The sequence below is a fragment of the Streptomyces sp. PA03-6a genome, from assembly GCF_033792765.1.
In the GTDB taxonomy this organism is placed as follows: domain Bacteria; phylum Actinomycetota; class Actinomycetes; order Streptomycetales; family Streptomycetaceae; genus Actinacidiphila.
In genome coordinates this window covers 14,985-40,715 of record NZ_JARAVK010000063.1, presented here as the reverse complement: position 1 = coordinate 40,715, position 25,731 = coordinate 14,985, and the positions used below count along the sequence as shown (strand labels likewise).

The following is a 25,731-nucleotide window of genomic DNA, read 5'->3' as shown; positions in this document are numbered from 1 at the left end:
CGCCGCCGGCGGCGTGGGCGAGCTCGTACAGGACGCGGGCCTCGGTGAGGGTGTACGGGGTGTGCAGATGGCGGCTGTAGTCGAGCGCGCCGATGAGGTTGGTGTAGAAGCGGTTGAACGCCCGGATCTCCTGGACGGCCACGGCGGGTTCCCCTCGCGGAAATTCTTTGACTGCGTCAAAGGTATCCGTGCGGGGCGGTTCTGGACAGGCGCCGGCGCGCTGGGGTGTCCCGCCGACCCGCGTGCCTTCATGTGCCGCTTCGCGGTGCCGCCGTCGAGGCCCGCACCATCAGCTCCGTCCGTACGGTCGCGAGCCCGCCGGGAGGCGGTGCCTGGCGGCCCATGACCAGGCGGCCGGCGCGGGCGCCCGCCTCCTGCAGCGGTATGCGCACCGTCGTGAGCGCGGGCGCGGCGTCCACGCTGAAGGGCAGGTCGTCGAAACCGGCGACCGAGACGTCCTCGGGGATGCGCAGCCCGCGCTCGCGCAGCGCCGCGCAGACGCCGAGCGCCACCGTGTCGTTGGCGGCGACGACCGCGGTCAGCCCCGGCTCCCGGCGCAGCAGTTCCAGCGCCGCGTCGTACCCGGAGGAGCGGTCGTAGTAGCCGTGCACGGTGAGGCGGTCGAGCTCGGCGGGGGAGCCCGCGAGCCCGGCCTCGGCCAGGGCGGCACGGTGGCCCTCCAGGCGGTGCCGGGTGGTGCTGCGCTCCGCGGGGCCCGCGACGTAGCCGATGGTGCGGTGGCCGAGGGCCAGCAGGTGCTCGGTGAGGCGCTGCGCGCCGCCGCGGTTGTCGAAGGCGACGGTCATCACGGCGTCCGCGGCGGGGCCGGGCAGTTCGGCGAGTTCCGGCAGGGGCGGGCGGCCGCACAGGACGATCCGGGTGCCGGAGGCGGCGAGCCGGGCGAGGCGGGCGGCGACGGCGCTGTGCCCGGTGCCTTCCACCGCGCCCCCGGTGAGCACCACGCCCGCGGCACGCTGCCGCTCCAGCAGGGTCAGGTAGTTGAGCTCGGCCTCGGGGGAGCCCCCGGTGTTGCAGACCACGGCGAGTTTCCCGGCGCCCGCGGGCAGCCCGGGCGGATGCTCGGTGCCGCCGCTGATCTCGCTCTGCACGGCGCTGGCGATGAGCCCGAAGAAGGGGTCGGCGACGTCGTTGACGAGTACCCCGACCAGGTCGGAGGTGGCGGCGGCCAGTGCGCGGGCGTGCCCGTTCACGACGTAGTCGAGGTCGTCGACGGCCCGCAGGACCCGCTCGCGCGTACTGCCCGCGACCGGGTAGTTGCCGTTCAGGACACGCGACACGGTTGCGGCGGACACTCCGGCGCGCGCCGCCACGTCGGCCAGGGTCACTGCCATCTTGTCTGTTTCCTCCGGGTCGGTCCTCCCCGGGCCGTCCGCCCGTAGCCGCACATGCTCTCACCTCGGGGGCCGGTGGGGGAGCGGAGTCGCACAGCACCTTGCACAGGGCGTTCCACCGCCCGGGACCACTCTACGGGAAAGCGCTTTCTGCCGTCATTCGGGAGCCGTGAGGTGCGGCCGCGGGCGGGGGCCGGCCCCCGCCCGCGAGCCCGGTCCCGGCTTCTCTGCCGCGCGTGATGCGGTCGCGCCGAAGACCCCGGCCTGGGAGGCGTGTTGGCGCTCGGGAGCGGTGGCCGCCGCCGAGCGCCCGTGCGGCGCCCTGCCGGCGACCCTCGCCGAGGGCGCCCCGGGGGCGTCCGGTGCCCGCCCGCGTCGCGGCCGCGGCTCCCGCTGTCGCGTGCCGGGGCGCGTGGGGCCGCAGGGGCGAGGGCGCCCCGGACGTGGCGGCGTCCCCGCAACCAGGACGATGACTCCACGTCAGGCGGTGGGCAAGCGCTTTCTTTCCGGGCCCTCTCCCCTTGTCGGAGGTGTTCGCCGGCGGTTAGCGTAAGCCGGGGAAAGCGCTTGCTTCCGTTCGGCGCCCCGCCGGAGAGAGGAACCCCACGTGACACGCAGGACCGTGCGGATCGCCATGAACGGCGTCACCGGCCGTATGGGCTACCGCCAGCACCTCGTCCGCTCGATCCTCGCCCTGCGCGAGCAGGGCGGGCTCGACCTCGGCGACGGCACCGTGCTGTGGCCCGAGCCCGTCCTCGTCGGCCGCCGCGAGCACGCGCTGCGCGCCCTCGCCGACCGCCACGGCCTGGACCCCGCCCTGGTCTCCACCGACCTGGACGCCGTGCTCGCCGACCCCGCCACCGAGATCTACTTCGACGCCCAGGTCACCGGCGCCCGCGAGGAGGCGATCACCAAGGCGATCGCCGCCGGCAAGCACATCTACGCCGAGAAGCCCACCGCGACGGGTCTGGACGGGGCGCTGCGGCTGGCCCGCCTCGCCACCGCCGCCGGCGTCCGCCACGGCGTCGTCCAGGACAAGCTCTTCCTCCCCGGCCTGCTCAAGCTCCGGCGGCTGGTCGACGGCGGCTTCTTCGGGCGGATCCTCTCCGTCCGCGGCGAGTTCGGCTACTGGGTCTTCGAGGGCGACTGGCAGTCCGCCCAGCGCCCCTCCTGGAACTACCGCGCCGAGGACGGCGGCGGCATCGTCGTCGACATGTTCCCGCACTGGGAGTACGTCCTGCACGAGCTGTTCGGCCGCGTGCTGTCCGTGCAGGCGCTCGCCACCACGCACGTGCCGCAGCGCTGGGACGAGCAGCACAAGCCTTACGACGCCACGGCCGACGACGCCGCCTACGGGATCTTCGAGCTCGAGGGCGGAGTGGTCGCCCAGGTCAACTCCTCCTGGGCCGTGCGCGTCAACCGGGACGAGCTGGTGGAGTTCCAGGTCGACGGCACCGAGGGCTCGGCCGTCGCGGGGCTGCGCAACTGCCGTGCCCAGCACCGCTCCGCCACCCCCAGGCCGGTCTGGAACCCCGACCTGCCCGCCACCGAGGTCTTCCGCGACCAGTGGCAGGAGGTCCCGGACAACGGCGAGTTCGCCAACGGCTTCAAGGCCCAGTGGGAGCTGTTCCTGCGCCACGTCCACCTCGACGAGCCCTACACCTGGGACCTGCTGGCCGGTGCCCGCGGTGTCCAACTGGCGGAACTGGGCCTGAGGTCCTCCGCCGAGGGCCGCCGTCTCGACGTACCGGAGCTGACCCTGTGACCGTGACGCTCCTTCACCTCCCCACCGAGACGGGCGAGCTGTACGCCTACCGGCCGCGCACCGAGCCCGCGGCCCACGCCGGCACCCCCGCGACGGCGGACGAGCCGCGCAGCCGCGTCGTCTATGCGGCGGCCCACGTCGTCGCCGACCCCTTCCGCACCGCAGCCGACCGGCCCGCCGCGCTGGACTGGGAGGCCACGCTGGCCTTCCGCCGCCACCTGTGGTCGCACGGACTCGGCGTCGCCGAGGCCATGGACACCGCCCAGCGCGGCATGGGCCTGGACTGGGCCGGGGCCGCCGAACTGATCCGCCGCTCCTCGGCCGAGGCCCGTGCCGAGGGCGGCCGCATCGCCTGCGGCGTGGGCACCGACCAGCTGGCGCCCACCGAGTTCGGCCACCCCTACGGCCTCACGGAGATCCGGGCCGCCTACGAGGAGCAGCTCGCCGTCGTCGAGGACGCCGGCTCGCGGGCCGTCCTCATGGCCTCCCGGGCACTGGCCGCCGTCGCCAAGGGGCCCGACGACTACCTGGAGGTGTACGGCCACCTCCTGCGCCAGGCCGCCGGGCCCGTCGTACTGCACTGGCTGGGCCCGATGTTCGACCCCGCACTGGAGGGTTACTGGGGCAGCACGGACCTCGACGCGGCCACGAGCACCTTCCTCGAGGCGGTCGCCGCCCACCCCGGCAAGGTCGACGGCGTGAAGATCTCCCTGCTCGACGCCGGGCGCGAGGTCGAGCTGCGCCGCCGCCTCCCCGACGGCGTGCGCTGCTACACCGGCGACGACTTCCACTATCCCGAGCTGATCGCCGGCGACGACCGGGGCTTCAGCCACGCCCTGCTCGGCGTCTTCGATCCGCTCGCGCCGCTCGCCGCCCGGGCCGTGCGCCTGCTGGACGACGGCGACCCCGGCGACCCCGGTGGCACCGGTGGCACCGCGGGCTTCCGGTCGCTGCTCGACCCCACCGTCGAGCTGTCCCGCCACCTCTTCGGCGCCCCGACCCGCCACTACAAGACGGGTGTCGTCCTCCTCGCCTGGCTGGCCGGCCACCAGTCGCACTTCACGATGGTCGGTGGTCTCCACTCGGCACGCTCCCTCCCCCATCTGGCCCGCGCCTACGAACTGGCCGACCGGATCGGACTGTTCCCCGACCCGGCGCTCGCCGCGTCCCGCATGAGCCGGCTTCTCTCCGTGTACGGAGTGTGACATTGCGTACTGACAACCGGACCTCCGGCGACCTCGCCCGGCTCAGCATCAACCAGGAGACCGTGCGGCAACTGCCCCTCCCCGAGCTGGTCGAGGGGCTGGTGACGCTCGGTGTCCCCGGCGTCGGACTGTGGCGCGGGCCGGTCCGGGAGTACGGCGTCGAGGCGACCGCGAAGCTGGTGCGCGAAGCCGGGCTCACGGTCACCACGCTCTGCCGCGGCGGCTTCTTCACCGCCTCCGACCCGGACGAGCGCGCCGCAGCGCTCGCCGACAACCGGGCGGCCCTGGACGAGGCGGCGGCCCTGGGCACCGGCACGCTCGTCCTGGTCTCCGGCGGCCTCCCGGCCGGGGACCGCGACATCGCCGGCGCCCGTGAACGCGTCGCCGACGCGGTCGCCGAGCTCGCCCCGTACGCGCAGGAACGCGGAGTGCGCCTGGCGATCGAGCCGCTGCACCCGATGTACGCCTCCGACCGCTGTGTCGTGTCGACCCTCGGCCAGGCCCTGGCCATCGCCGAACGCTTCCCCGCGGAGCAGGTCGGCGTCGTCGTGGACACCTACCACCTGTGGTGGGACGACCGGGCGGCCGCCGGCATCGCCCGGGCCGGCGCCGGCGGCCGGATCGCCTCGTTCCAGCTCGCCGACTGGGTCACCCCGCTCCCCGAGGGGGTGCTCCTGGGCCGCGGCCAGCTCGGTGACGGCTGCGTCGACCTGCGCGGGTTCCGCGAGCGGGTGGACGCGGCCGGCTACGCGGGAGCCGTCGAGGTGGAGATCTTCAACCCCGCGCTGTGGGCACGCGACGGGGCCGAGGTGCTGGCCGAAACGGCGGGCAGGTACCGTCGGCACGTGCTCTGAGAAATCTCTGGAAATTTCTTCCGGAAGCCGTGCAACCATCCCCCGGGCCGGTGTGTCTATGTAGCGTCAAGACCCAGAGGGGGGCCTCACAAGGGTCTTGAGTGGGGGAGAGCGCGGCACCCGGAGGGGGCTCGGGGTCTCGCGCAGAGGGAGGGGAACGCCAAAGGGGTCCGGCTCAGCCGGACCCCTTTCGCCATGTCCGACCACGTGCCGCCACCCGGCCCGGTCCGCGTCTCCGCCGCTCCGCGGCCGGTTCAGCGTTTCTCGCGGGCCCGCCGGGCCAGCACGGACGCCATCACCGGGATCAGCGTCTCCAGCGCCGCCGTGACCGCCTCGACCGGGAGGCCGGTCCGCTTGGCCACCGCCCGCGCCGCCGGGGCGGCCACCTTGGCCAGGACGGCCGCCAGCACCCCACGGCCCGGTTCCGGTCCCGTACCGCCCTGCACCCCGGCGAAGCCGACGGCGGCCGCGGGCAGCGGCTCGGGCTCGTTGGCGGCCTGCTCCATGGCCTGGCACAGCTCCGCGGTGCCGCCGGGCGTCACCGCGTCGTCGGTCAGCACCCCCGTGATCGAGGCCACCGCGCTCCCCACGACCCGCTGCGCCTGTCCGGCGTCGGTCCCGAGCAGCTCGGTGATCTCCCGGAGCCGGTCGTCCCCCAGCTCCTCCAGCACCTCGTCCTTCAGCGGTCGGTCGCTCATGGTCGGGACGCTACGCGGGAATCGCCCGCCAGGCCCGCCGACCGCAGCCGGACGGATGTACGCGCTAGAAGGGCACGCCGCAGCGCAGGATGACGTTGGCGTACGGCCGGGACTCGCCGGTGCGGACGACCAGGCGGGCCTGCCGGGTGCGGGCCTTGAACTCCTCGTGCGGCACGAGTTCCAGGTCCGGGAAGGCACCGTCGAGCTGGGCGGTCACCTCGGGATTGTGCTCGCGGACCTCCTTGGCCGCGATCGCCCCCTCCACCACGAGCTCCTCCAGCAGGCCGTCGAGGACCTCGGAGAAGGACGGCGTGCCGGCCCGGAAGGCGAGATCGACGACGATCGGCCCGGGAGGGATCGGGAGCCCCGCGTCGCAGACCACGACCAGGTCGGTGTGGCCCAGCACGGCGAGGGCGCCCGCGAGATGGCGGTTGAGGATTCCGGACTTCTTCACAGCTGACCCACTTCTTCGAGGGTGGGGAAGGATTCCTGCGCACCCGGCTTCGTGACGGCGGCGGCGCCCACCCGCACCGCGAACCGCACGGCGGTCACCAGGTCGTCGCCCGCGCCGAGCCGCCAGGCCAGCGCCCCCGTGAAGGAGTCGCCGGCGCCGGTGGTGTCGACGGCCACCACTCGCGGGCTCGGTATGCGCACGGTGCCGTCAGGCGTCGCGGCGAGCGCGCCCGCCCCACCGAGGGTGACGACCACCGAGCGCGGGCCGAGGGCGAGCAGCCCCGCCGCCCACGCCTCAGGGGTGTCCCCGGCGTCCGCGCCCAGCAGGACACGGGCCTCGTGCTCGTTGACCACGAGCGGGTCGCAGCCGGCGAGCACCTCCCGGGGCAGCGCCGCGGGCGGCGAGGGGTTCAGTACGACCCGCGTCCCGGACTCCGTGGCCGCCGCCACCGCGGCGGCCACGGACTCCAGAGGGATCTCCAGTTGCAGCGAGACCACCCGGGCGGCGGCCAGCAGCTCGCGCGCCCCGGTCACGTCCGCCGCGGTGAGCCGGGCGTTGGCGCCCGGCGACACCACGATGCTGTTGTCGCCCGAGGGGTCCACGGTGATCAGCGCGACCCCCGTGGGGGTGTCGCCGCCGAGGACGCCGGTGGTGTCGACGCCGGCCGACCTCAGCGAGCCGGTGAGCAGCCGCCCGTGGGCGTCGTCGCCGACCCGCGCGAGGAGCGCCGTGCGCGCGCCCAGGCGGGCCGCGGCGACGGCCTGGTTGGCCCCCTTGCCACCCGGGTGGGTCGCGAGGTCGGAGCCGAGGACCGTCTCGCCGGCCGCCGGGCGGCGGTCGACATGGATCACCAGGTCGGCGTTGGCCGACCCTACGACCAGCAGGTCGTAGCCGTGCATCTGCGTGTTCCCTTCGGGGGTCCTGCCGTACCGGTGCGGTCTGTCAGGAGGAGAAGTCGGCGACGTTCTTCTCGGTGACGACCTTGACCGGAACCTTCACCAGGCTGCCGAGCTTCTCGCCCTTGGCGGCCTTCACGGCGTTCTGCACGGCCAGCTTGCCGAGCTCCTTCGGCTGCTGCGCCACGGACGCCGTCAGGGTGCCGGCCTTGACCGCGGTGAGGCCGTCGGGGGTGCCGTCGAAGCCGACGACCTTGACCGACTTGCCGGCCTTGTCGCCGAGCGCCTTGATCGCGCCGAGGGCCATCTCGTCGTTCTGGGCGAAGACGCCGGTGACGTCGGAGTGGGCCTGCAGCAGGTTGGTCATGACGTCCAGGCCCTTGGTGCGGTCGAAGTCGGCGGCCTGCTGGGCTACGACCTTGATGCCCGGGTAGGCCTTGATGCCCTCGTTGAAGCCCTGGCCGCGCTCGTTGGCCGCGGAGGTGCCTGCGGTGCCCTGGAGGACGACGACGGTGCCCTTGCCGCCCAGCGAATCGGCCAGGGTCTTGGCGGCGAGCCGGCCGCCCTCGACGTTGTCGGAGGCGACGGTGGTGGCGAGCTCGGCCTTGTTGACGCCGCGGTCGGCGGCGACGACGGGGATGCCGGCCTTGTTGGCTGCCTTCACCGAGGGACCGGCCGCGTCGGAGTCCACCGGGTTGACGATGATCGACTTCACGTTCTGGCTGGTGAAGTTCTGCAGCTGGTTGGCCTGCTGCGACGCGTCGTTCTGCGCGTCGGTGACGGTCAGGTCGACGCCCTCCTTCTTCGCCTCGGCCTGCGCGCCCTCCTTCAGCTGCACGAAGAACGGGTTGTTGAGGGTGGAGACCGACAGGCCCACCTTCACGTCGGAGGACGAGCCGGAGCCGGAGTTGCAGGCGGTCGCGGTGAGCGCCAGGGCGGCGACGGCGACGGTGGTGGCGGAGATGAGCTTGGTGCGCATGGTGGTTCCTTGCTGGTGCGGTGCGGAGAAGAAGAGGGAGGTCTGTGGTGCGCGCGGCGCGGTCAGGCGCGGCGGCGCAGGGTGTCGAGCAGGACGGCCAGCGCGATGACCGCGCCGATGACGACCTGCTGCCAGAAGGCGGAGACCGACAGCAGGTTGAGGCCGTTGCGGAGGACGGCGAGGATCAGCGCGCCGATCAGGGTGCCGGACGCCTTGCCGACGCCGCCGGAGAGGCTGGCGCCGCCGATGACGACCGCCGCGATGGCGTCCAGCTCGTAGCCGTAGGCGGCCTGCGGCTGCGCCGAGGCGAGACGGGAGGCGAGCACGATGCCCGCGACCGCCGCGAAGAGGCCGGACAGCGCGTAGATGATGATCTTCTGGCGCTTGACGCGGATGCCGGAGAGGCGGGCCGCCTCCTCGTTGCCGCCGATCGCGTACATGGCGCGGCCTATGTAGGTGCGGCCGAGGATGATCGCCGTGGCGGCGCCCGCGACGATCATCACCAGGACGGGGACGGGCAGCCAGCCGCCGATGGTGTCGCCCAGGTGGGAGACGGAGTCGGGGAAGGCGATGGGGCTGCCCTGGGAGATGACCAGGGTGAGGCCGCGGCCGATCGACAGCATCGCGAGGGTCGCGATAAACGGCGGCAGCTTGCCGAAGGAGATCAGCAGGCCGCTCAGCAGACCGCTGGCGACACCCGTGGCGACGGACAGCACGACCGCCAGCCACACCGGCAGGCCCGCCGAACTCGCGCTCCAGGCCAGCACCGTCGCGGAGAGCGCCGCGACCGAGCCCACCGACAGGTCGATGCCGGCCGCCACGATCACGAAGGTGGAGCCGAAGGCGAGGATGGCGACGACGGCCGCCTGGACGCCGACGTTGAGCAGGTTCTGGGTGGACAGGAAGTCGCCCGACAGGAACGACAGTGCCACCAGCAGGACCACCAGGGCGCTGAGCGCGCCGTTGTTGAGGAGCACACGGCGCGCCGCGGCGACGCCGCCCGTGTCCGTACCGCTTTTGATCGTGTCAGTGGCCACGGGAGCCCTCCACATCCTTCGTTGCTGTTGTGTTGCCGCCCTCGGCGGGCGCTGTGCCGACGGCCAGGGCCATGACGGAGTCCTGGGTGGCCTCGTGCGCGGGGAGTTCACCGGCGATCCGGCCCTGGGACATCACCAGGACGCGGTCGCTCATGCCCAGCACCTCGGGGAGGTCGCTGGAGATCATCAGCACCGCGTGGCCGGAGGCCGTGAGCTGGTTGACGAGTTGGTAGATCTCGACCTTGGCGCCGACGTCGATGCCCCGGGTCGGCTCGTCGAGGATGAGCACCTTGGTGTCGGCCAGCAGCCACTTGCCGATGACGATCTTCTGCTGGTTGCCGCCCGACAGGGTGCGCACGTGCTGGTGGAGCCCGGCCATGCGCACCTTGAGCTGCCCCGAGATCCGGTCGGCCGCCTTGCGCTGCCCGGCCCGGTCGACGAACCCGGCGCGGGTGGAGCGGCCGAGCGTGACCAGCCCCAGGTTCTCCTGGATGGTGGCGTCCAGCACCAGGCCCTGGCCCTTGCGGTCCTCCGGCACCAGGCCGATGCCCGCGTCCATGGCGGCGTTGACGTCGTGGCAGCGCAGCCGCTTGCCCAGCACCTCGACCGTTCCGGAGTCGTACGGGTCGGCGCCGAAGACCGCGCGGACGACCTCGGTGCGCCCGGCGCCGACGAGCCCGGCCAGGCCGACGACCTCGCCGGCCCGCACCTCGAAGCTCACGTCGTGGAAGACGCCGCCCCGGGTGAGGCCCTCGACCCGCAGCAGGGGCGCGCCCGCTTCGGCGCGCTCGCGCGGGTACTGCTGCTCGATGCTGCGGCCCACCATCAGCCGGACCAGTTCGTCCTCGGGGGTGCTCGCGGGCACCTGCGAGACGCTGCGGCCGTCACGCAGGACGGTCACGCGGTCGCCGAGCGCGGCGATCTCCTCCAGGTGGTGGGTGATGAAGACGATGCCGACGCCGTCCTCGCGCAGCTTGCGCACGATCCGGAAGAGCTTGTCGACCTCCTCGCTGGTGAGCACCGCGGTCGGCTCGTCCATGATCAGGACGCGCGTCTCCAGGCTGAGCGCCTTGGCGATCTCCACCATCTGCAGGCGGGCGATGCCCAGTTCGGAGACCGGGGTGCGCGGGTCGACGTCGACGCCGACCCGGGCCAGCAGGGCGGCGGCGTCCGCGTTCATCTGCTTGCGGTTCACCAGGCCGAGTCGGCGCGGCTGGCGGCCCAGGAAGATGTTCTCGGCGACGCTCAGCGCCGGGACGAGGTTGAACTCCTGGTAGATGGTCGCGATGCCCAGCTTCTCGGCATCCTGCGCACCATGGATGCGCACCTCCGCGCCGTCGACGAGGATCCGGCCCCCGTCGGGGCGGTTGGCGCCGGAGAGCATCTTGATCAGGGTGCTCTTGCCCGCGCCGTTCTCGCCGAGCAGGACGTGCACCTCGCCCCCGCGCAGGTCGAAGTCGACGCCGTCGAGGGCCACCACACCGGGGAAGACCTTGCGGACGCCCTCCATGCGGAGGAGCTCGGGGCTGCTCGTGCTCAACGGGAACTCCCTTCGGACGCGCCGCAGGAGCGGCGGACAACGAGACGGGCGGACACGGTGACCGACGGCGCCGGCCTGCCCTCCACCCGGTCGATCAGCGAGCGCACGGCCGCGCGGCCGAGCTCGCCGGTGGGCTGGGCGATGGCGGTGATCGGCGGATCGGTGTGGAGGAACCACGGGATGTCGTCGAAGGCGGCGAGCGCGATGTCGTCGGGCACGCGCAGGCCGCGGGCGCGGATCTCGTCCATGGCGCCGAGCGCCATCAGGTTGTCCGCGGCGAAGACCACGTCGGGCGGGACCGGCAGGTCCAGGAAGCGGGCGGTGGCCCTGCGGCCGCTGTCCGCCTGGAAGTCGCCCTGGCCTATGTACTCGTCGGGCAGCTGCAGACCGAAGGCGGCCAGCGCCTCACGGAAGGCCTGCACCCGCTCGCGGCCCGTGGTGGTCGCGGCGGGGCCCGCGATGATCGCCAGCCGGCGGTGGCCCAGGCCGTGGAGGTGGGCGACCAGGTCGCGCACCGCGTCGCAGCCGTCGGTGCGGATCACCGGGACGTCGTTGCCGACGCCGGGGATCCAGCGGTCGACGAAGACCATCGGGGTGCCGGAGAGCACCGCGTCCAGGATCAGTGGGGAACCGCCGTCGGTGGGGCTGACCAGCAGCCCGTCGATGCGGCGGTCCAGCAGCGTGCGGATGTGGTGGTCCTGCTGCTCCGGCCGCTCGTCGGCGTTGCCGATGATCACGCTGTAGCCCAGTGCCCTGGCCTCGTCCTCCACCGAGCGGGCGAGCTCGGTGAAGAAGGGGTTCAGCACGTCGCTGATGACCAGGCCGAGGGTCCGGGTCTGGTCGGTGCGCAGCGAGCGCGCCACCGCGTTGGGCCGGTAGCCGAGCTCGGCCACCGCTTCCAGCACCCGGGTGCGGGTGCCCGGGCGGACCGCCGGGTGGTCGTTGAGCACGCGGGAGACCGTCGCGACGGAGACACCCGCGCGTGATGCCACGTCCTTGATGCTCGCCACCCGTCCCACCTCCTCGTGGAATCGATTACAGAGAGGATTGGAATCGATTACATGCTCCAGGGCAAGAGCACGAAACCGGATCGTTACATTCCGGGGCCCCGTCGGGCGGAGTTGTCCACAGCCCTCGGCGGCCTGTCGGGGCCGGGCGGTACCGTCGGATCACATCGCAGATCCGGGGAGGTGGCCCGCGCCGTGGGGGAGTTGAGACTGGCCGTCGTCGAGGGCGTCCTCGAGCGGATCACGTACGCCAACGAGGAGAACGGGTACACGGTCGCCCGGGTCGACACCGGCCGCGGCGCCGGCGACCTGCTGACCGTGGTCGGCTCGCTGCTCGGCGCCCAGCCGGGCGAGTCGCTGCGCATGGAGGGCCGTTGGGGCTCCCATCCGCAGTACGGCAAGCAGTTCACCGTGGAGAACTACACCACCGTCCTCCCGGCCACGATCCAGGGCATACGGCGCTACCTCGGCTCCGGGCTGATCAAGGGCATCGGCCCGCGGATCGCCGAGCGGATCGTGGAGCACTTCGGCACCGACACCCTGGAGGTCATCGAGCGGGAGCCCGCGCGGCTGGTGGAGGTCCCGGGCCTGGGCCCCAAGCGCACCAAGCTGATCGGCGCCGCCTGGGAGGAGCAGAAGGCCATCAAGGAGGTCATGGTCTTCCTCCAGGGCGTCGGCGTGTCCACCTCGATCGCGGTGCGGATCTACAAGGAGTACGGGGACTCCTCGATCTCCGTGGTGAAGAACCAGCCCTACCGGCTGGCGGCCGACGTCTGGGGCATCGGCTTCCTCACCGCCGACCGCATCGCGCGGGCGGTCGGCATCCCGCACGACAGCCCCGAGCGCGTCAAGGCCGGTCTCCAGTACGCCCTGTCGCAGGCGACCGACAGCGGCAACTGCTTCCTGCCCGAGGAGCAACTGCTGTCGGACGCCGTGAAACTGCTCCAGGTGGACACCGGGCTGGTCATCGACTGCCTCGCGGAGCTGGCCGGCGAGGAGGGCGTGGTCATCGAGCCCGTGCCCGCCCCCGACGGCGGTGGCGACCCGGTGCGCGCGGTGTACCTGGTGCCCTTCCACCGGGCGGAGATCTCCCTGGCCGGCTCGCTGCTGCGGCTGCTGCGCGGCACGGAGGACCGGATGCCCGGCTTCCGTGACGTGGACTGGGACAAGGCGCTGGCCTGGCTCGCCGAGCGGACGGGCGCGGACCTCGCCCCCGAGCAGCAGCAGGCGGTGCGGCTGGCGCTTACCGAGAAGGTCGCCGTGCTGACCGGCGGCCCGGGCTGCGGCAAGTCCTTCACCGTCAAGTCCGTGGTGGCCCTGGCGCGGGCGAAGAAGGCCAAGGTCGTACTGGCCGCGCCCACCGGCAGGGCGGCCAAGCGGCTGGCCGAGCTCACCGGGGCCGAGGCCTCGACGGTCCACCGGCTGCTGGAGCTCAAGCCTGGCGGAGACGCCGCGTACGACCGGGAGCGGCCCCTGGACGCCGACCTGGTCGTCGTCGACGAGGCCTCGATGCTCGACCTGCTGCTGGCGAACAAGCTGGTCAAGGCCGTGCCGCCGGGGGCCCACCTGCTCTTCGTCGGTGACGTGGACCAGCTGCCCAGCGTCGGTGCCGGCGAGGTGCTGCGCGATCTGCTGGCCGAGGGCGGCCCGGTCCCGTCGGTCCGGCTGACCCGCATCTTCCGGCAGGCCCAGGAGTCCGGCGTGGTGACCAACGCGCACCGGATCAACTCCGGAGCGCACCCGGTCACCCAGGGGCTGGACGACTTCTTCCTCTTCGTGGAGGAGGACGGCGAGGAGACGGCCCGGCTCACGGTGGACGTGGCGGCCCGCCGCATCCCGCGCCGGTTCGGGCTCGACCCGCGCCGTGACGTCCAGGTGCTCGCCCCCATGCACCGCGGCCCCGCGGGCGCCGGCGTGCTGAACGGGCTGCTGCAGCAGGCCGTGACCCCGGCCCGTCCCGACCTGCCGGAGCGGCGTTTCGGCGGCCGCACCTTCCGTGTGGGCGACAAGGTGACGCAGATCAGGAACAACTATGAAAAAGGCGCCAATGGCGTCTTCAATGGAACGGTGGGGGTCGTCACCTCCCTGGACGCCGTGGAGCAGCGGCTCACCGTACTGACCGACGAGGACGAGGAGATTCCTTACGACTTCGACGAGCTGGACGAGCTGGCGCACGCCTACGCGGTGACGATCCACCGGTCACAGGGCAGCGAGTATCCCGCCGTGGTGATCCCTGTCACCACCGGGGCGTGGATGATGCTCCAGCGGAACCTGCTGTATACCGCCGTTACCCGGGCAAAGCGATTGGTCGTGCTCGTGGGTTCGCGCAAGGCGATCGGCCAGGCGGTGCGCACCGTCTCCGCAGGCAGACGCTTCACGGCACTCGACCACCGGCTGGCGCGGGCGGCAAAATAGGCACTGGGTGCCATCATTCGGCTCCTCGACCGACCCCGAGTGCACGTGGCCACGCCAAATGGGGGACAGTAGGGGTAGTCAGGGCACCTACCAACCTCGAAGAAGAGGCACGACGTCGGTGAGGGAATGACGTGAGCGACAACTCTGTAGTACTGCGGTACGGGGACAGCGAGTACAGCTACCCGGTGATCGAGGGCACTGTTGGGGACAACGGCTTCGACATCGGCAAGCTGCGCGCCAACACCGGCCTGGTCACCCTGGACAGCGGCTACGGCAACACCGCGGCCTACAAGTCCGCGATCACCTACCTCGACGGCGAGCAGGGAATCCTCCGCTACCGCGGCTACCCCATCGAGCAGATCGCCGAGCGCGGCACCTTCCTGGAGACCGCGTACCTTCTCATCAACGGTGAGCTCCCCACCGTCGACGAGCTCGCCGCCTTCCGCGGCGACATCACGCAGCACACGCTCCTCCACGAGGACGTCAAACGGTTCTTCCAGGGCTTCCCGCGGGACGCCCACCCGATGGCGATGCTCTCCTCCGTGGTCAGCGCGCTGTCGACCTTCTACCAGGACAGCCACAACCCGTTCGACGAGAAGCAGCGCTACCTCTCGACGATCCGGCTCATCGCCAAGCTGCCGACGATCGCCGCGTACGCCTTCAAGAAGTCGGTCGGCCACCCCTTCGTCTACCCGCGCAACGACCTCGGCTACGTCGAGAACTTCCTGCGGATGACCTTCGCGGTGCCCGCCGAGGAGTACGAGCTCAACCCGGTCGTGGTCGACGCGCTGGACAAGCTGCTCATCCTGCACGCGGACCACGAGCAGAACTGCTCCACCTCCACCGTGCGCCTGGTCGGCTCCTCGCAGGCCAACCTGTTCGCGTCGATCTCCGCGGGCATCAACGCCCTGTGGGGCCCGCTGCACGGCGGCGCCAACCAGAGCGTGCTGGAGATGCTGGAGTCCATCCAGGCCGACGGCGGCGACGTGGACGCCTTCATCCGCAAGGTGAAGAACAAGGAGGACGGCGTCCGTCTGATGGGCTTCGGCCACCGGGTCTACAAGAGCTTCGACCCCCGGGCCAAGATCATCAAGTCCGCGGCGCACGACGTGCTCTCCGCCCTCGGCAAGTCCGACGAGCTGCTGGACATCGCGCTGAAGCTCGAGGAGCACGCGCTCAGCGACGACTACTTCGTCTCGCGCAACCTCTACCCGAACGTCGACTTCTACACCGGTCTGATCTACCGGGCCATGGGCTTCCCGAGCACGATGTTCACGGTGCTGTTCGCGCTCGGCCGGCTCCCCGGCTGGATCGCCCAGTGGCACGAGATGATCACCGAGCCGGGTTCCCGGATCGGCCGTCCGCGCCAGGTCTACACGGGCATCGTCGAGCGGGACTACGTCCCGGTCGAGGCCCGCTGACGCGAGCGCCCCGCACGCAGAGAAACGCCCCGCGCCGAATCCCCCCACGGGTTCGGCACGGGGCGCTCCTGTTTCCCGGAGCGGATCCCCCCACGGGTCCGTACCGGGCGTTCTTTGGGTGCGCTCGCCCAGCCGGGACCAAGCACCCGGGAGGGCCGCTCAAAGCTCTCCGGGCAGTTCGCCCCGGCATGGCGACCGGGCTGTCCCCCAAAGACAACCCGCTCATCATCTCACCGAGTCCGCCGGGAGCCCGGTGTCTTCGCCGGGTTAGACCCCCTCGTAAACCAAAAGGTTACGTTCCAGCCAGTGTGATCTCGGTCTCGGCTACGCATCTCCTACGCCATCCGCATCATGGCAGACCCCCGTGCCGGTCGCGAAGCCCCCGTCCCGTAACGTGCTGTTCCTCCTCGAGGAGCGGAGCGTGATGTCGCAGAACGCAAGTGTGGGCCGGCACGTCGTGGTGACCGGCGGGGGAACGGGAATCGGCCGGTCGGTGGCCACCCTCTTCGCCGAGGCCGGCGACCATGTGACCATCGTCGGCCGGCGCCGCGAGGTGCTGCGCGCCACCGCCGACGAGCTGCGCTCCCAGCACGGTTACGACGTCACCCCGGTCGTCTGCGACCTCGCCGACCCCGACGACGTGGAGGCGACCCTCGAGCGGCTGCCCCGGCGCATCGACGTCCTGGTCAACAACGCGGGCAGCCGGGAACTCGCGATCGGGGCCGGCCCGCACGGGGTGCTGGCCCGCTGGCGCGGCGACTTCGAACGCAACGTCCTCACCGCCGTCCTGGTGACCGAATCCGTACGTGACCGGCTCCCCGAGGGCGGCCGGGTCATCACCGTCACCTCGGTGGCCGCGCTGCGTGGCGGGGGCTCCTACGGGGCCTCCAAGGCCGCCCTGCACGCCTGGAACCACTCCCTGGCGGCCCAGCTCGGCCCGCGCGGCGTGACCTGCAACATCGTCGCCCCGGGCACCGTGGCGGGCACCGAGTTCTTCGGCGCCCGGCTCGACGCAGCCGAGCTGACCCGCAGGGCCGGCCGGACCCTGGTCGGCCGGGTCGGGACGCCCGAGGACGTCGCCTCCGCGGTGGTCTTCCTCGCCTCCCCCGGGGCGGGTTTCATCACCGGGGAGATCCTGCAGTGCAACGGCGGCGAACTGCTCGGCCGCTGAGCTGACGCACGCGCGTCCCGCGGGGAGTACGCCGGGCGTACTCCCCGCGCCACAGCCGGTCGCTGCGGCCCCGTACCTGAGGATGAGGCGCCCCCGGGAAAACCCTGGGAATGCCCCGATCCCGGCGAACTCGCCTTGCCCCCTCCGTCGCGGCCCTGCCAGCGTTGAGACCTGGGACGGGAGACGGGGGACGGGCCGGGGCGGGAAGAGGGGCGGCCGGATGGACGTTGCACGGATCGTGTCGGCCCTGGACTTCACCGCGGGCCTCGAGGGGTACCTGCGGGACGGCCACGTCATCTGGGCGTACGCGGTGCTCGCTGCCACCACCGCGCCGCCTCTGGTGCCCAACGCGGCGCTCCTGGTCACAGGGGGCGTGCTGGCCGCCCAGGGACGGCTGGACATCGCCTTGGTCCTGCTGGTCGTCGCCGGCAGCGCGCTCCTGGGCGACCTGCTGATCCACCGCACCGGCCGCGCCGTCAGCGGCCGGGTCCTGACCCGGCTCTACCGGCGGCCGCGGCGCCGTGCGCTGCTGGAGTGGGCCAGCGTCCGGATACAGCGGCACGGGATTCCCTTCGTCATCGGCGTCCGCTTCCTGCCCAGCGGGCGGGTCGTCGGCGGCCTCTCGGCGGGCATCGTGCGCTACCCGGCCCGCCGTTACCTGATCGGCGCGGGTGTGGCCGAGGCGGTCTGGGCGACGTACTCGGTGGGTCTGGGCTACTTCGGCGGCCTCGCCATGTCCAACTCGCTGTACGCCGTCGCGCTGGGCCTCGGGGTCTCCCTGGCCGTGGCCGGAATCGGCGGCGTGGCGCAGATGCTCTCCGGGCGCCGTTCGGCCCCGGCGGGTACGGCGTCCTCCGGACGCGTGGTGGCCTCGGGAGGCGCCGCGTCCCCCGGGGCGGACGAACCGGAGGGGGGCGCCCCGCAGGGGAAGCCGGCGGACCGGGCGCTGCGGAGCTGAGGCGCTGAGGCGCGGCGCCGGGGGAGCGGGCCGTGCCGGTCCCGGTGTCAGGGGGTCGCGGCGGGGGCGCCGGCGGCTTCCGTGATGGCGACGGCCCCGGTGCCGACGTGCGGGGCGAGGTAGCCGTACAGCGCGGCCTTGACCTCGCCGACGTACGCGTCCCGCTCGGCGCCCTCGTGCGCCAGGACCAGGGCCAGGCCCGCCTTGAACAGGCCGAAGGCCATCGCGGCCACCCGCGCCCGCTCGGCGGCCGAAAGGGCGGGCGCGCGCAGGCCGAGGAGGGTCTCCACGCGCTCCAGCAGGGAGGCGTGCAGGGTGTCGTGCTCCATGACGACCGTGCCGGGGATGTCGCTGTCGTGGACCAGGGCGAGGAAGGCGGGGTTCTGGCAGTTGAACTCGATCATCGGGGCGACGATGACCTCGAGCATCTCGCGCAGCGGCAGCGAGGCGTTCTCGGGGGTGAACAGCTCCCCGTGCCCCTCGCGCATCCGCTGGTTGAGGATGCCGCCCAGCTCGATGGCGATGGCCTCCTTGTTCGGGAAGAACTGGTAGAGCGTGCCCGGGGACACGCCCGCCTCGCGGGCGATCGCGTTCGTGGTGGCCGCGGTGTAGCCCACCTTGCAGAACACGTCGGCCGCCGCCTCCAGCAGCTGCGCCACGCGCCGTTCGCCGCGGGCCTGCCGGCGTCGAGGCTTCTGCTCCTCAGGCACGTGTAATCCCCAATCATGTTTGACAAACGCGAGTGGTCGCTCACATTCTGAAGAAACGCGAGTGATCGCTCGTGTTCGCCATTTTACGGCGGTTCCTCAGGGGAGGGGACACCTCTGTCATGTCGGATGTCAACCGTGAGCACCCGCCGGGGGGCTGGACCCGGGCGATGACCGCCCGTCCTCGCCTCACCCTGCTGCTGGCGCTGCTGTTCACCGCCCTCGCCGTGGTCGCGGGCAGCGGCGTCGCGGACCGGCTGCGCAGCGGCGGATGGGAAGCCCCCGGCTCGGAGTCCGCCTACGCGGCGGACGCGCTGGAGAGGTACTTCCCGGACTCGCAGCCCAATCTGATCCTCCTCGTCGACGGCCGTGGTGCCGGTGTGGACTCCCCGGAGGTGGCGGCCGAGGGACGGGAGCTCGGTCGCCGGCTCGCGGCGGACGAGGACATCGCCGGCGTCACCTCGTACTGGACGACCCGGGCCTCCGCGCTGCGCGCCGAGGACGGCCGCGAGGCCATGATCGTCGCGCGGATCGGCGGCGACGACGACGCCGTCGCCGCTGCCGTCGAGCGCATCGCCCCCGCATACCGGGGACGGCACGGCGCGGTGGAGGTCAAGGTCGGCGGCATGGCCGCGTTCCGGCACGACCTGCAGACCACGATCCAGGAGGACCTGGCCCGCGCCGAGCTCATCGCGCTGCCGATCACCCTCCTGCTGCTCATCATGGTGTTCGGCAGCGCCGTCGCGGCGGTACTGCCGCTGGGCGTCGGCGTCGTGGCGATCCTGGGCACCAACGCCGTGCTGCGGGGCATCACGACGTTCACGGACGTCTCGATCTTCGCGCAGAACCTCACCACGGCCCTCGGCCTCGGACTCGCCATCGACTACGCCCTGTTCATCGTGCGGCGCTTCCGGGAGGAGCTGGACACCGGGGCCGACCCGCTGACCGCCGTGGGCGCCACGCTGCGCACGGCCGGGCGCACGGTGCTCTTCTCGGCCCTCACCGTGGCCGCCGCGCTCTCCGCGATGTTCCTGTTCCCGCAGTACTTCCTGCGCTCGTTCGCGTACGCGGGCATCGCCGTGGTGCTGCTGGCGGCCGCCGCAGCGCTGGTGATCCTGCCCGCCGCGCTGGTGGTGCTCGGTCACCGGGTCAACTCCCTGGATCTGCGCCGTCTCCTGTCGCGCCGGCGGAGCGGGAAGGCCGGACGGGAGCCGGGCGCGGGCTACGCGCGGCTCGCCCGCCTGGTGATGCGCCGTGCCCCGCTGTTCGCGATCGGCACGGCCGCCGGGCTGGTCCTGCTCGGGCTGCCCTTCCTGCAGGTGCAGTTCGGCACCGCCGACGACCGCCAGCTGCCCGCGACGGCCGAGGCGCACGTCGTGCAGCAGCACATACGCGACGGGTTCCCCGGCAACCCTGGCGGAGAGATCACCGTGCTCGCCGAGGACCGTCCCACTGAGGCCCAGCTCGGCGACTACAGCGGCAGGCTGTCCGCGCTGCCCGGAGTGGTCGTCGTCGACGGCCCGGCCGGCCAGTACGCGCAGGGCCGGCGGACCGCCGCGCCCGGCCCGGCCGAGGCGGCCAGGGCCACCGACGGCGCGGCGTACCTCACCGTGCTGCCCGAGGCGGAGTCCGTGGACGAGGCGAGCCAGGACCTCGTCGGCAGGATCCGGGCGGTCGACGCCCCCTTCAAGGTCTCCGCCACCGGCACCGCGGCCCAGCTGGTCGACACCAAGGAGGTCATAGCCGACCGCCTGCCGTGGGCGGCCGCCCTGATCGCCGCGGTGACCTTGTTGCTGGTCTTCCTCCTCACCGGCAGCGCGGTCATCCCGCTGCAGGCCGTGCTGCTCAACGCGCTGAGCCTCACCGCCATGTTCGGGGCGGTGGTGTGGGTGTTCCAGGACGGTCACCTGTCCGGTCTGCTCGACTTCACCGCGACGGGCAGCATCGAGACCACACTGCCGGTGCTGATGTTCTGCGTCGCCTTCGGACTCTCGATGGACTACGGCGTCTTCCTCCTGTCGCGCATCAAGGAGGAGCACGACCGGACCGGTGACCACCGTGCGGCGGTCGTCTTCGGGGTGCGCCGCACGGGCGGGCTCATCACGGCTGCCGCGGTGATCCTGGCGGTGGTGATGGTGGCCATCGGCACCTCGCGGATCGCCAACACCAAGATGCTGGGCCTCGGGATCGCGCTCGCCGTCCTCATGGACGCGATGGTGGTGCGCACCCTGCTCGTGCCCGCCGTGATGCGGCTGACCGGACGGGCCACCTGGTGGGCGCCGCGGCCGCTGAGGGCGCTGCACGACCGGTTCGGGCTGAGTGAGGGCGAGGGCCCCGGCCGGGCCCCTGTGCGGGAGGAGCCCGTACCGGACCCGGAGCCGGAGCCGGCCCGCTCGGGCTGAGCGGCGGCCGGGCCGACGTCAGCCGAACTCCTGGCGTCCGCGGTTCCCGGGGCGCCGGGAGCTCCACAGGCGGATGGTGTCCGCGTACCAGAACGGCTTGCCGCCCTCCACGATGTCGGGGGGCGGCAAGTGCCCGTGCTTGCGGTACGAGCGCACGGTGTCGACCTGCACCCGGATGTGAGCGGCGATCTCGGCGTACGACCAGAGGGTCCGGTCCGTCATCTCCCACGCACCTCCCATGCGCCGGCCTCGGGGGTGGCCGGCCTCGCCGGGACAACGACATGCGATCAAGGGCGGAAGGGGCTGTTGATCATCTGTGACGCGAAGCCCGCGTAACGGTGACAAACGTGGCGGATGCATGACCGGCCTCCCCGATTGTCGGAGAAACCGTCCGGGTGCGGGAAGCCGCGCTCCTCAGCCCTCGAACCGGGCGGGCAGCGGGGGGACTTCCCCCTCGGCCGCGTCCCCGTCGGCCACGGCCCTCAGGCGATTGAGGATGGCGGTGCCCGCCCGGGTGTAGGCCGCGACGTCGTCGAAGAGCACCGACTGCAGGTTGCCGGTGTCCAGCAGGGCGATCAGCTCGAAGGCGAGCAACGGGATGTCGGCGTCGGCGCACAGCTGTCCCGTCCGCCGGGCCTTCTCGAGGGTGATCTCGACGTAGGTCGTCCACTCCAGCCGGGCTTGGGCGACCACGTCGTGCACCGGCCCGCTGCGCGCGTCGTACTCCGCCGACACCGCCAGCAGGAAGCAGCCGCCCGGGAACACCCGCCGCCGCGAGTAGTCCAGCCACGACTCGCACAGCCGCCACACCCGGGCCAGCCCCGCCGGCAGCTCCCGCGACGGCTCCACCACCTGCCGGATGTACACCTCGCGGGCGGCCCGCACGGTGGCGAGCTGCAGCTCCTCCTTCGACCCGAACAGGGCGAACACCCCGCTCTTGCTGAGCCCGAGTTCGGTCGCCAGCCGGCCCAGCGACAGACCTTCCAGACCCTCCACCGAGGCGATCGCCATGGTGCGGTCCAGCACCAGCCGGCGGGTCTGGTTGCCGCGCTCCACCCGGCCGTCCGTACGCGTAGCTGCCATCCGGGCATCCTAGGGAAGGCCACGTCCGGGCGGCAGGCACCGGGCGTAAGGTCGGTGGCGTGACCTCGACGAATCCCTTCCTCAGCCCGAGCACCCTCCCGTACGAGCTGCCGCCCTTCGCCGACATCCGCGAGGAGCACTACCTCCCCGCCTTCGAACAGGGGATGGCCGAGCAGCTCGCCGAGACCGAGGCCGTCGCCGCGAACCCCGAACCACCGGGCTTCGAGAACACGATCGTCGCCCTGGAGCGCTCCGGAGACCTGCTGGACCGCGTGTCGAAGGTCTTCTTCAACCGCGCGAGCGCCGACACCGGTCCTGGCATCCAGGAGATCGAGGCCAGGATCAACCCCGCCCTCGCCGCCCACGCCGACGCCATCCACCTCGACCCCGTCCTCTACGGCCGCGTCAAGGCGCTGTACGAGACCCGCCGGGAACTCGGCCTGGACGCCGAGGCGCTGCGGCTGCTGGAGCGCTACCACACCCGTTTCGTCCGCGCGGGCGCCGAACTCACCGAGGAGGGCCGCGAGCGCCTGAGGGCGCTCAACGCGGAGATCGCGGAAGCCTCCACGGCCTTCGAGCAGAACCTGTTCGCCGACACCAAGGCCGCCGCCCTCGTCCTCGACGGCGCCGACGAACTGGCCGGGCTCTCCGCCGACGCCGTCGCCGCCGCGGCCGCCAACGCCACGGCCCTCGGCCACGACGGCCGGTATGTCCTCAGCCTGAAGAACTTCTCCAACCAGTCGGAACTCGCCTCGCTCGACGACCGTGCCCTGCGCCGCCGTCTGCTGGAGGCCTCGCTCGGCCGCGGCCTGACCTCCAACCGCGAACTCACCGCCCGCCTCGCCCGGCTGCGCGCCGAGCGCGCCGCCCTGCTCGGCTACGAGAACCACGCCGCGTACGTCGTCGCCGACCAGACCGCCGGCACCCCCGAGGCCGTGACCTCGCTGCTCGCCCGTCTGGTCCCGCCCGCCGTCGCCAACGCCGAGCGCGAGGCCGCCGCCCTGACCGCCGCCTCCGGGCTGGAGGACTTCTCCGCCTGGGACTGGACGTACTGGTCGGAGAAGGTCCGCAAGGCGGAGTACGACATCGACACCGCCGTCATGCGCCCCTACTTCGAGCTGGACCGGGTCCTCCAGGACGGCGTCTTCTTCGCCGCCGGCCAGGTCTACGGTCTGAGCTTCACCGAGCGCCCCGACCTCGCCGGCTACCACCCCGACGTCCGGGTCTTCGAGGTCTTCAACGCCGACGGCTCGCCCCTCGGCCTCTACCTGGGCGACTACTTCGCCCGCGCCTCCAAGCGCGGCGGCGCCTGGATGAACAGCCTGGTCGACCAGTCCGCGCTCTACGGCCGCAAGCCCGTCGTGGTCAACAACCTCAACGTCGCCAAGCCCGCCGACGGCGAGCCCGCGCTGCTCACCTACGACGAGGTCAACACCCTCTTCCACGAGTTCGGGCACGCCCTGCACGGCCTGTTCTCCGACGTCCGCCACCCCTTCTTCTCCGGTACGGCCGTCCCGCGCGACTTCGTCGAGTACCCCTCCCAGGTCAACGAGATGTGGGTGACCTGGCCGCAGGTGCTGGCCCACTACGCCCGCCACCACGAGACCGGCGAGCCCATGCCCGCCGAACTGGTGGCCCGGATGGAGGCCGCGGAGCGGTTCGGGCAGGGCTTCCGCACGGTGGAGTACCTGGCCGCCGCCGTCCTCGACTGGGCCTGGCACACCATCCCGGCCGGCCACGACCCCGGCGACGCGGAGGAGTTCGAGGCCGCCGCCCTGAAGGAGGCCGGGCTCGCGCTGCCCGCGATCCCGCCGCGCTACCGCAGCACCTACTTCGCGCACATCTTCGCCCACGGCTACAGCGCCGGGTACTACTCGTACATCTGGAGCGAGGTGCTCGACGCGGACACCGTGGAGTGGTTCAAGGAGAACGGCGGCCTGCGGCGCGAGAACGGCGACACCTTCCGCCGCGAACTGCTCTCCCGCGGGGGCAGCGTCGACCCGATGGCGGCGTTCGAGGGCTTCCGGGGCCGTGCGCCGCGCATCGAGCCGCTGTTGACGCGCCGCGGTCTGGCCGGCTGACCGCCGGACCGCCGGACCGCCGGACCGCCGGACCGCCGGACCGCCCGACCGGCTGACCGGCTGACCTCTCGGGGTCCTTCCACGGCCGAAGGACGGCGACGGCGCCCGTTCCGTCGTCCCGCTGCTTCCCGCCGCTTCCCACCGAGCCGGTGGCCGGCGAGGCCCAACGCCTCGTCGGCCAACCGGCGGTGGGGCCCGGCGGGGCGGGCCCGGGGATCCCCTGGGGCGCTCCGGGCCGCCCGATCGGACCCTTGGCGCAGACCTATCAGGAATGATCTATACCGGATCGGTCACGGCAACATTACAGACAGCTTTTGTCTCTGCGCGCATGGTGAAGCTCTGTCACGGTGTCTTCACAACCGAGCCTCAGGGGGTTCACCATGTCTCAGCCGTCGCACGCATCGCCACCGGGCCACTACCCGCCGCCCCAGGAGCCGGACTGGAGCCGGCCGCCGAAGAAGACGGGGGCGGGGAAGATAATCGGTTTCGGGATCGTCGCCATCGTCATCGTCGTGGGGGGCAGCGTCGCCTTCGCCCTCAAGACCGGGGACGACAAGGGCGGTTCGGGGGGTGACTCCTCCGCGGTCAGCGCGTCCCCGGCCGCGGGCAGCGGCGGGAAGCCGGCCCCGGGTGACGCGAAGGTCACCTCGTGCGGCCTCGCCGACTTCAGCAAGTTGCCCACTGCCGAGGTGACCCTCACCAACCACAGCTCGCAGACCTCCGACTACGAGGTGCACATCGAGTTCGTGGACGGCGGCGGAACACGCATCGCCCAGGCCGTCGCGACCACGACCGGCCTGACCGCGGGGGACGAGGCGCAGACGAGGGCCCAGGGCAGCGACCCGGCCTCCGGCGAGATCGACTGCAAGGTCACCGAGGTCCTGCGCAAGGCGAGTTGACCCCTCGCCCGCCCTGCCGCCGAGGGTGTGTGCGTGGCACGCTCCGCCTCCCCTCCGGCGACCGGTGACTCCGTTTCGCCTTCCGGACCCCGCGGCATGCGACCGCGGGGTCCGTCCGGCGGGACGGCGCGCGGCGCCCGCAAGCGCCCGGCCGGGACCCGTGGTACCAGGTGACGAGCCTGCCCGCGGGCGGCGAACGACGGTGCGCACGGGAGCGCTTCTCGCCGGGGCCGTCGCCGTGCGGGCGGGAGTCGGATTCCGTGAAGGTTCCGCATACGGCCCCGACACCCGCCAGGTCGCGGCGAAATGGCGGAAAAGCGTCATGGACGTGCGGTAACCCCGGGTGGATCCCCTCATCTGACGGGCCGTCCCGGTCGCCCTGGGCTGTTGTGCGAGGACGGTCCGTGTCGGACCACCCGCGATGGGCCGCCGTTCAGGTGCGGAGCGTCACCGATGCCCTGATCCCGATTACCTTGCGTGGACCTGCACGTCTCGTTCATCTTCTCTCCGTTCGGCCTTCACTCTTCCTTGAGCGCAGCCCCCTCATGGGCCGCGACTGTCAGTGCCGCCTGAGGACGTATTTCGGCCTGGGGCACAACAGCGCGAAGGGGAGGGAGGTCGGCCGCCATGGTCCGGCCACGCGTTCTGTACATGTCGGCTCACGATGGTGGCAGGTACCTGCCACAGGCCTCATCGCCTGCGGGACCGGGGAGCCCGGAGGATCCCGGGCCCTCCTCGGAGGGCTCGTCGCGTACGGCGAGACCCGACAGGGGAGCCAGACCCGACGGCCAGGACCGCCGCGGTCGT

At 72.3% G+C, this 25,731-nt stretch carries 19 protein-coding genes and 3 pseudogenes; 10 read left to right on the top strand and 12 right to left on the bottom strand.

All coding sequences use genetic code 11. From position 1 onward, the window contains the following. Both PV350_RS17445 and PV350_RS17440 read right to left on the bottom strand, forming a co-directional pair. Window positions 1–142, bottom strand: a pseudogene (locus PV350_RS17445) (MarR family transcriptional regulator); the annotation flags it as partial. 106 nt (window positions 143–248) lie between these two features. Continuing rightward, window positions 249–1,352 carry a LacI family DNA-binding transcriptional regulator gene (locus tag PV350_RS17440; protein WP_500334694.1) on the bottom strand — a complete coding sequence of 368 codons (1,104 nt, stop codon included), beginning with the start codon at window positions 1,350–1,352 and terminating at the stop codon, window positions 249–251. Window positions 1,353–1,959: 607 nt separating this feature from the next. Here PV350_RS17440 and PV350_RS17435 point away from each other — a divergent pair. Genes PV350_RS17435 through PV350_RS17425 form a run of 3 tightly spaced genes read left to right on the top strand, consistent with a single transcriptional unit; the run spans window position 1,960 to window position 5,176 of the window. Further along, entirely contained in the window at window positions 1,960–3,117 is a 1,158-nt protein-coding gene (locus PV350_RS17435) for a Gfo/Idh/MocA family protein (RefSeq protein WP_500334692.1), read from the top strand. 2 nt (window positions 3,118–3,119) lie between these two features. Then, a complete protein-coding gene (locus tag PV350_RS17430) occupies window positions 3,120–4,322 on the top strand; it encodes a dihydrodipicolinate synthase family protein (protein ID WP_499511975.1) in 1,203 nt (400 codons plus the stop codon). A gap of 2 nt (window positions 4,323–4,324) precedes the next feature. Further along, window positions 4,325–5,176 carry a sugar phosphate isomerase/epimerase family protein gene (locus PV350_RS17425; RefSeq protein WP_500334690.1) on the top strand — a complete coding sequence of 284 codons (852 nt, stop codon included), beginning with the start codon at window positions 4,325–4,327 and terminating at the stop codon, window positions 5,174–5,176. A gap of 254 nt (window positions 5,177–5,430) precedes the next feature. Here the strand turns inward: PV350_RS17425 and PV350_RS17420 are convergent, their stop codons facing one another. The 7 genes and pseudogenes from PV350_RS17420 to PV350_RS17390 form a co-directional block, all read right to left on the bottom strand. After that, window positions 5,431–5,874 (bottom strand): DUF937 domain-containing protein, encoded by a 444-nt coding sequence (locus PV350_RS17420; protein ID WP_499511973.1) that lies wholly within the window; start codon window positions 5,872–5,874, stop codon window positions 5,431–5,433. Between the two features lie 64 nt (window positions 5,875–5,938). Beyond that, window positions 5,939–6,328, bottom strand: a complete 390-nt coding sequence (rbsD, locus tag PV350_RS17415) for a D-ribose pyranase (protein ID WP_499511972.1) — start codon at window positions 6,326–6,328, stop codon at window positions 5,939–5,941. Beyond that, entirely contained in the window at window positions 6,325–7,227 is a 903-nt protein-coding gene (gene rbsK / locus PV350_RS17410) for a ribokinase (RefSeq protein ID WP_499511971.1), read from the bottom strand. Before rbsK ends, rbsD begins: the two co-directional genes overlap by 4 nt. A 43-nt stretch (window positions 7,228–7,270) precedes the next feature. Continuing rightward, window positions 7,271–8,134 (bottom strand): annotated as a pseudogene (locus PV350_RS17405) (D-ribose ABC transporter substrate-binding protein); the annotation flags it as partial. A 134-nt stretch (window positions 8,135–8,268) separates the two neighbouring features. After that, window positions 8,269–9,240, bottom strand: a pseudogene (locus tag PV350_RS17400) (ABC transporter permease); the annotation flags it as partial. Continuing rightward, window positions 9,230–10,780 carry a sugar ABC transporter ATP-binding protein gene (locus PV350_RS17395; RefSeq protein ID WP_500334688.1) on the bottom strand — a complete coding sequence of 517 codons (1,551 nt, stop codon included), beginning with the start codon at window positions 10,778–10,780 and terminating at the stop codon, window positions 9,230–9,232. The pseudogene PV350_RS17400 and the gene PV350_RS17395, both read right to left, overlap by 11 nt. Beyond that, window positions 10,777–11,790, bottom strand: a complete 1,014-nt coding sequence (locus PV350_RS17390) for a LacI family DNA-binding transcriptional regulator (RefSeq protein ID WP_499511970.1) — start codon at window positions 11,788–11,790, stop codon at window positions 10,777–10,779. The genes PV350_RS17395 and PV350_RS17390 overlap by 4 nt, the downstream gene beginning before the upstream one ends. Before the next feature lie 192 nt (window positions 11,791–11,982). Here PV350_RS17390 and recD2 point away from each other — a divergent pair, with 192 nt between their 5' ends. The 4 genes from recD2 (at window position 11,983) to PV350_RS17370 (ending at window position 17,752) form a co-directional block, all read left to right on the top strand. After that, window positions 11,983–14,202, top strand: coding sequence for an SF1B family DNA helicase RecD2 (gene recD2 / locus PV350_RS17385; RefSeq protein ID WP_500334686.1), 2,220 nt, complete (start codon window positions 11,983–11,985; stop codon window positions 14,200–14,202). A gap of 131 nt (window positions 14,203–14,333) precedes the next feature. Then, entirely contained in the window at window positions 14,334–15,623 is a 1,290-nt protein-coding gene (locus tag PV350_RS17380; protein ID WP_499511968.1) for a citrate synthase, read from the top strand. Between the two features lie 424 nt (window positions 15,624–16,047). Then, the gene (locus PV350_RS17375) at window positions 16,048–16,794 is read left to right on the top strand and encodes an SDR family NAD(P)-dependent oxidoreductase (RefSeq protein WP_499511967.1); all 747 of its coding nucleotides are present in this window, start codon (window positions 16,048–16,050) and stop codon (window positions 16,792–16,794) included. A gap of 220 nt (window positions 16,795–17,014) precedes the next feature. Next, complete coding sequence (locus PV350_RS17370) at window positions 17,015–17,752, top strand: DedA family protein (RefSeq protein ID WP_499511966.1); 738 nt, start codon at window positions 17,015–17,017, stop codon at window positions 17,750–17,752. Between the two features lie 47 nt (window positions 17,753–17,799). On the opposite strand, the gene PV350_RS17365 is transcribed toward PV350_RS17370, so the two are convergent. Further along, the gene (locus PV350_RS17365) at window positions 17,800–18,462 is read right to left on the bottom strand and encodes a TetR/AcrR family transcriptional regulator (protein ID WP_499511965.1); all 663 of its coding nucleotides are present in this window, start codon (window positions 18,460–18,462) and stop codon (window positions 17,800–17,802) included. Between the two features lie 119 nt (window positions 18,463–18,581). Here PV350_RS17365 and PV350_RS17360 point away from each other — a divergent pair, with 119 nt between their 5' ends. Next, complete coding sequence (locus PV350_RS17360; protein WP_499511964.1) at window positions 18,582–20,861, top strand: MMPL family transporter; 2,280 nt, start codon at window positions 18,582–18,584, stop codon at window positions 20,859–20,861. Window positions 20,862–20,879: 18 nt separating this feature from the next. On the opposite strand, the gene PV350_RS17355 is transcribed toward PV350_RS17360, so the two are convergent. Together PV350_RS17355 and PV350_RS17350 are read right to left on the bottom strand one after the other, a co-directional pair. Further along, window positions 20,880–21,083, bottom strand: coding sequence for a MarR family transcriptional regulator (locus tag PV350_RS17355; RefSeq protein ID WP_499511963.1), 204 nt, complete (start codon window positions 21,081–21,083; stop codon window positions 20,880–20,882). 192 nt (window positions 21,084–21,275) lie between these two features. Continuing rightward, complete coding sequence (locus PV350_RS17350; protein WP_499511962.1) at window positions 21,276–21,944, bottom strand: TetR/AcrR family transcriptional regulator; 669 nt, start codon at window positions 21,942–21,944, stop codon at window positions 21,276–21,278. 59 nt (window positions 21,945–22,003) lie between these two features. Between PV350_RS17350 and PV350_RS17345 the strand changes: the two genes are divergently transcribed. Both PV350_RS17345 and PV350_RS17340 read left to right on the top strand, forming a co-directional pair. Further along, window positions 22,004–24,025 (top strand): M3 family metallopeptidase, encoded by a 2,022-nt coding sequence (locus PV350_RS17345; protein ID WP_499511961.1) that lies wholly within the window; start codon window positions 22,004–22,006, stop codon window positions 24,023–24,025. Between the two features lie 380 nt (window positions 24,026–24,405). Further along, window positions 24,406–24,924, top strand: a complete 519-nt coding sequence (locus tag PV350_RS17340) for an FxLYD domain-containing protein (protein WP_499511960.1) — start codon at window positions 24,406–24,408, stop codon at window positions 24,922–24,924. The last annotated feature ends 807 nt before the right edge of the window (window positions 24,925–25,731 follow it).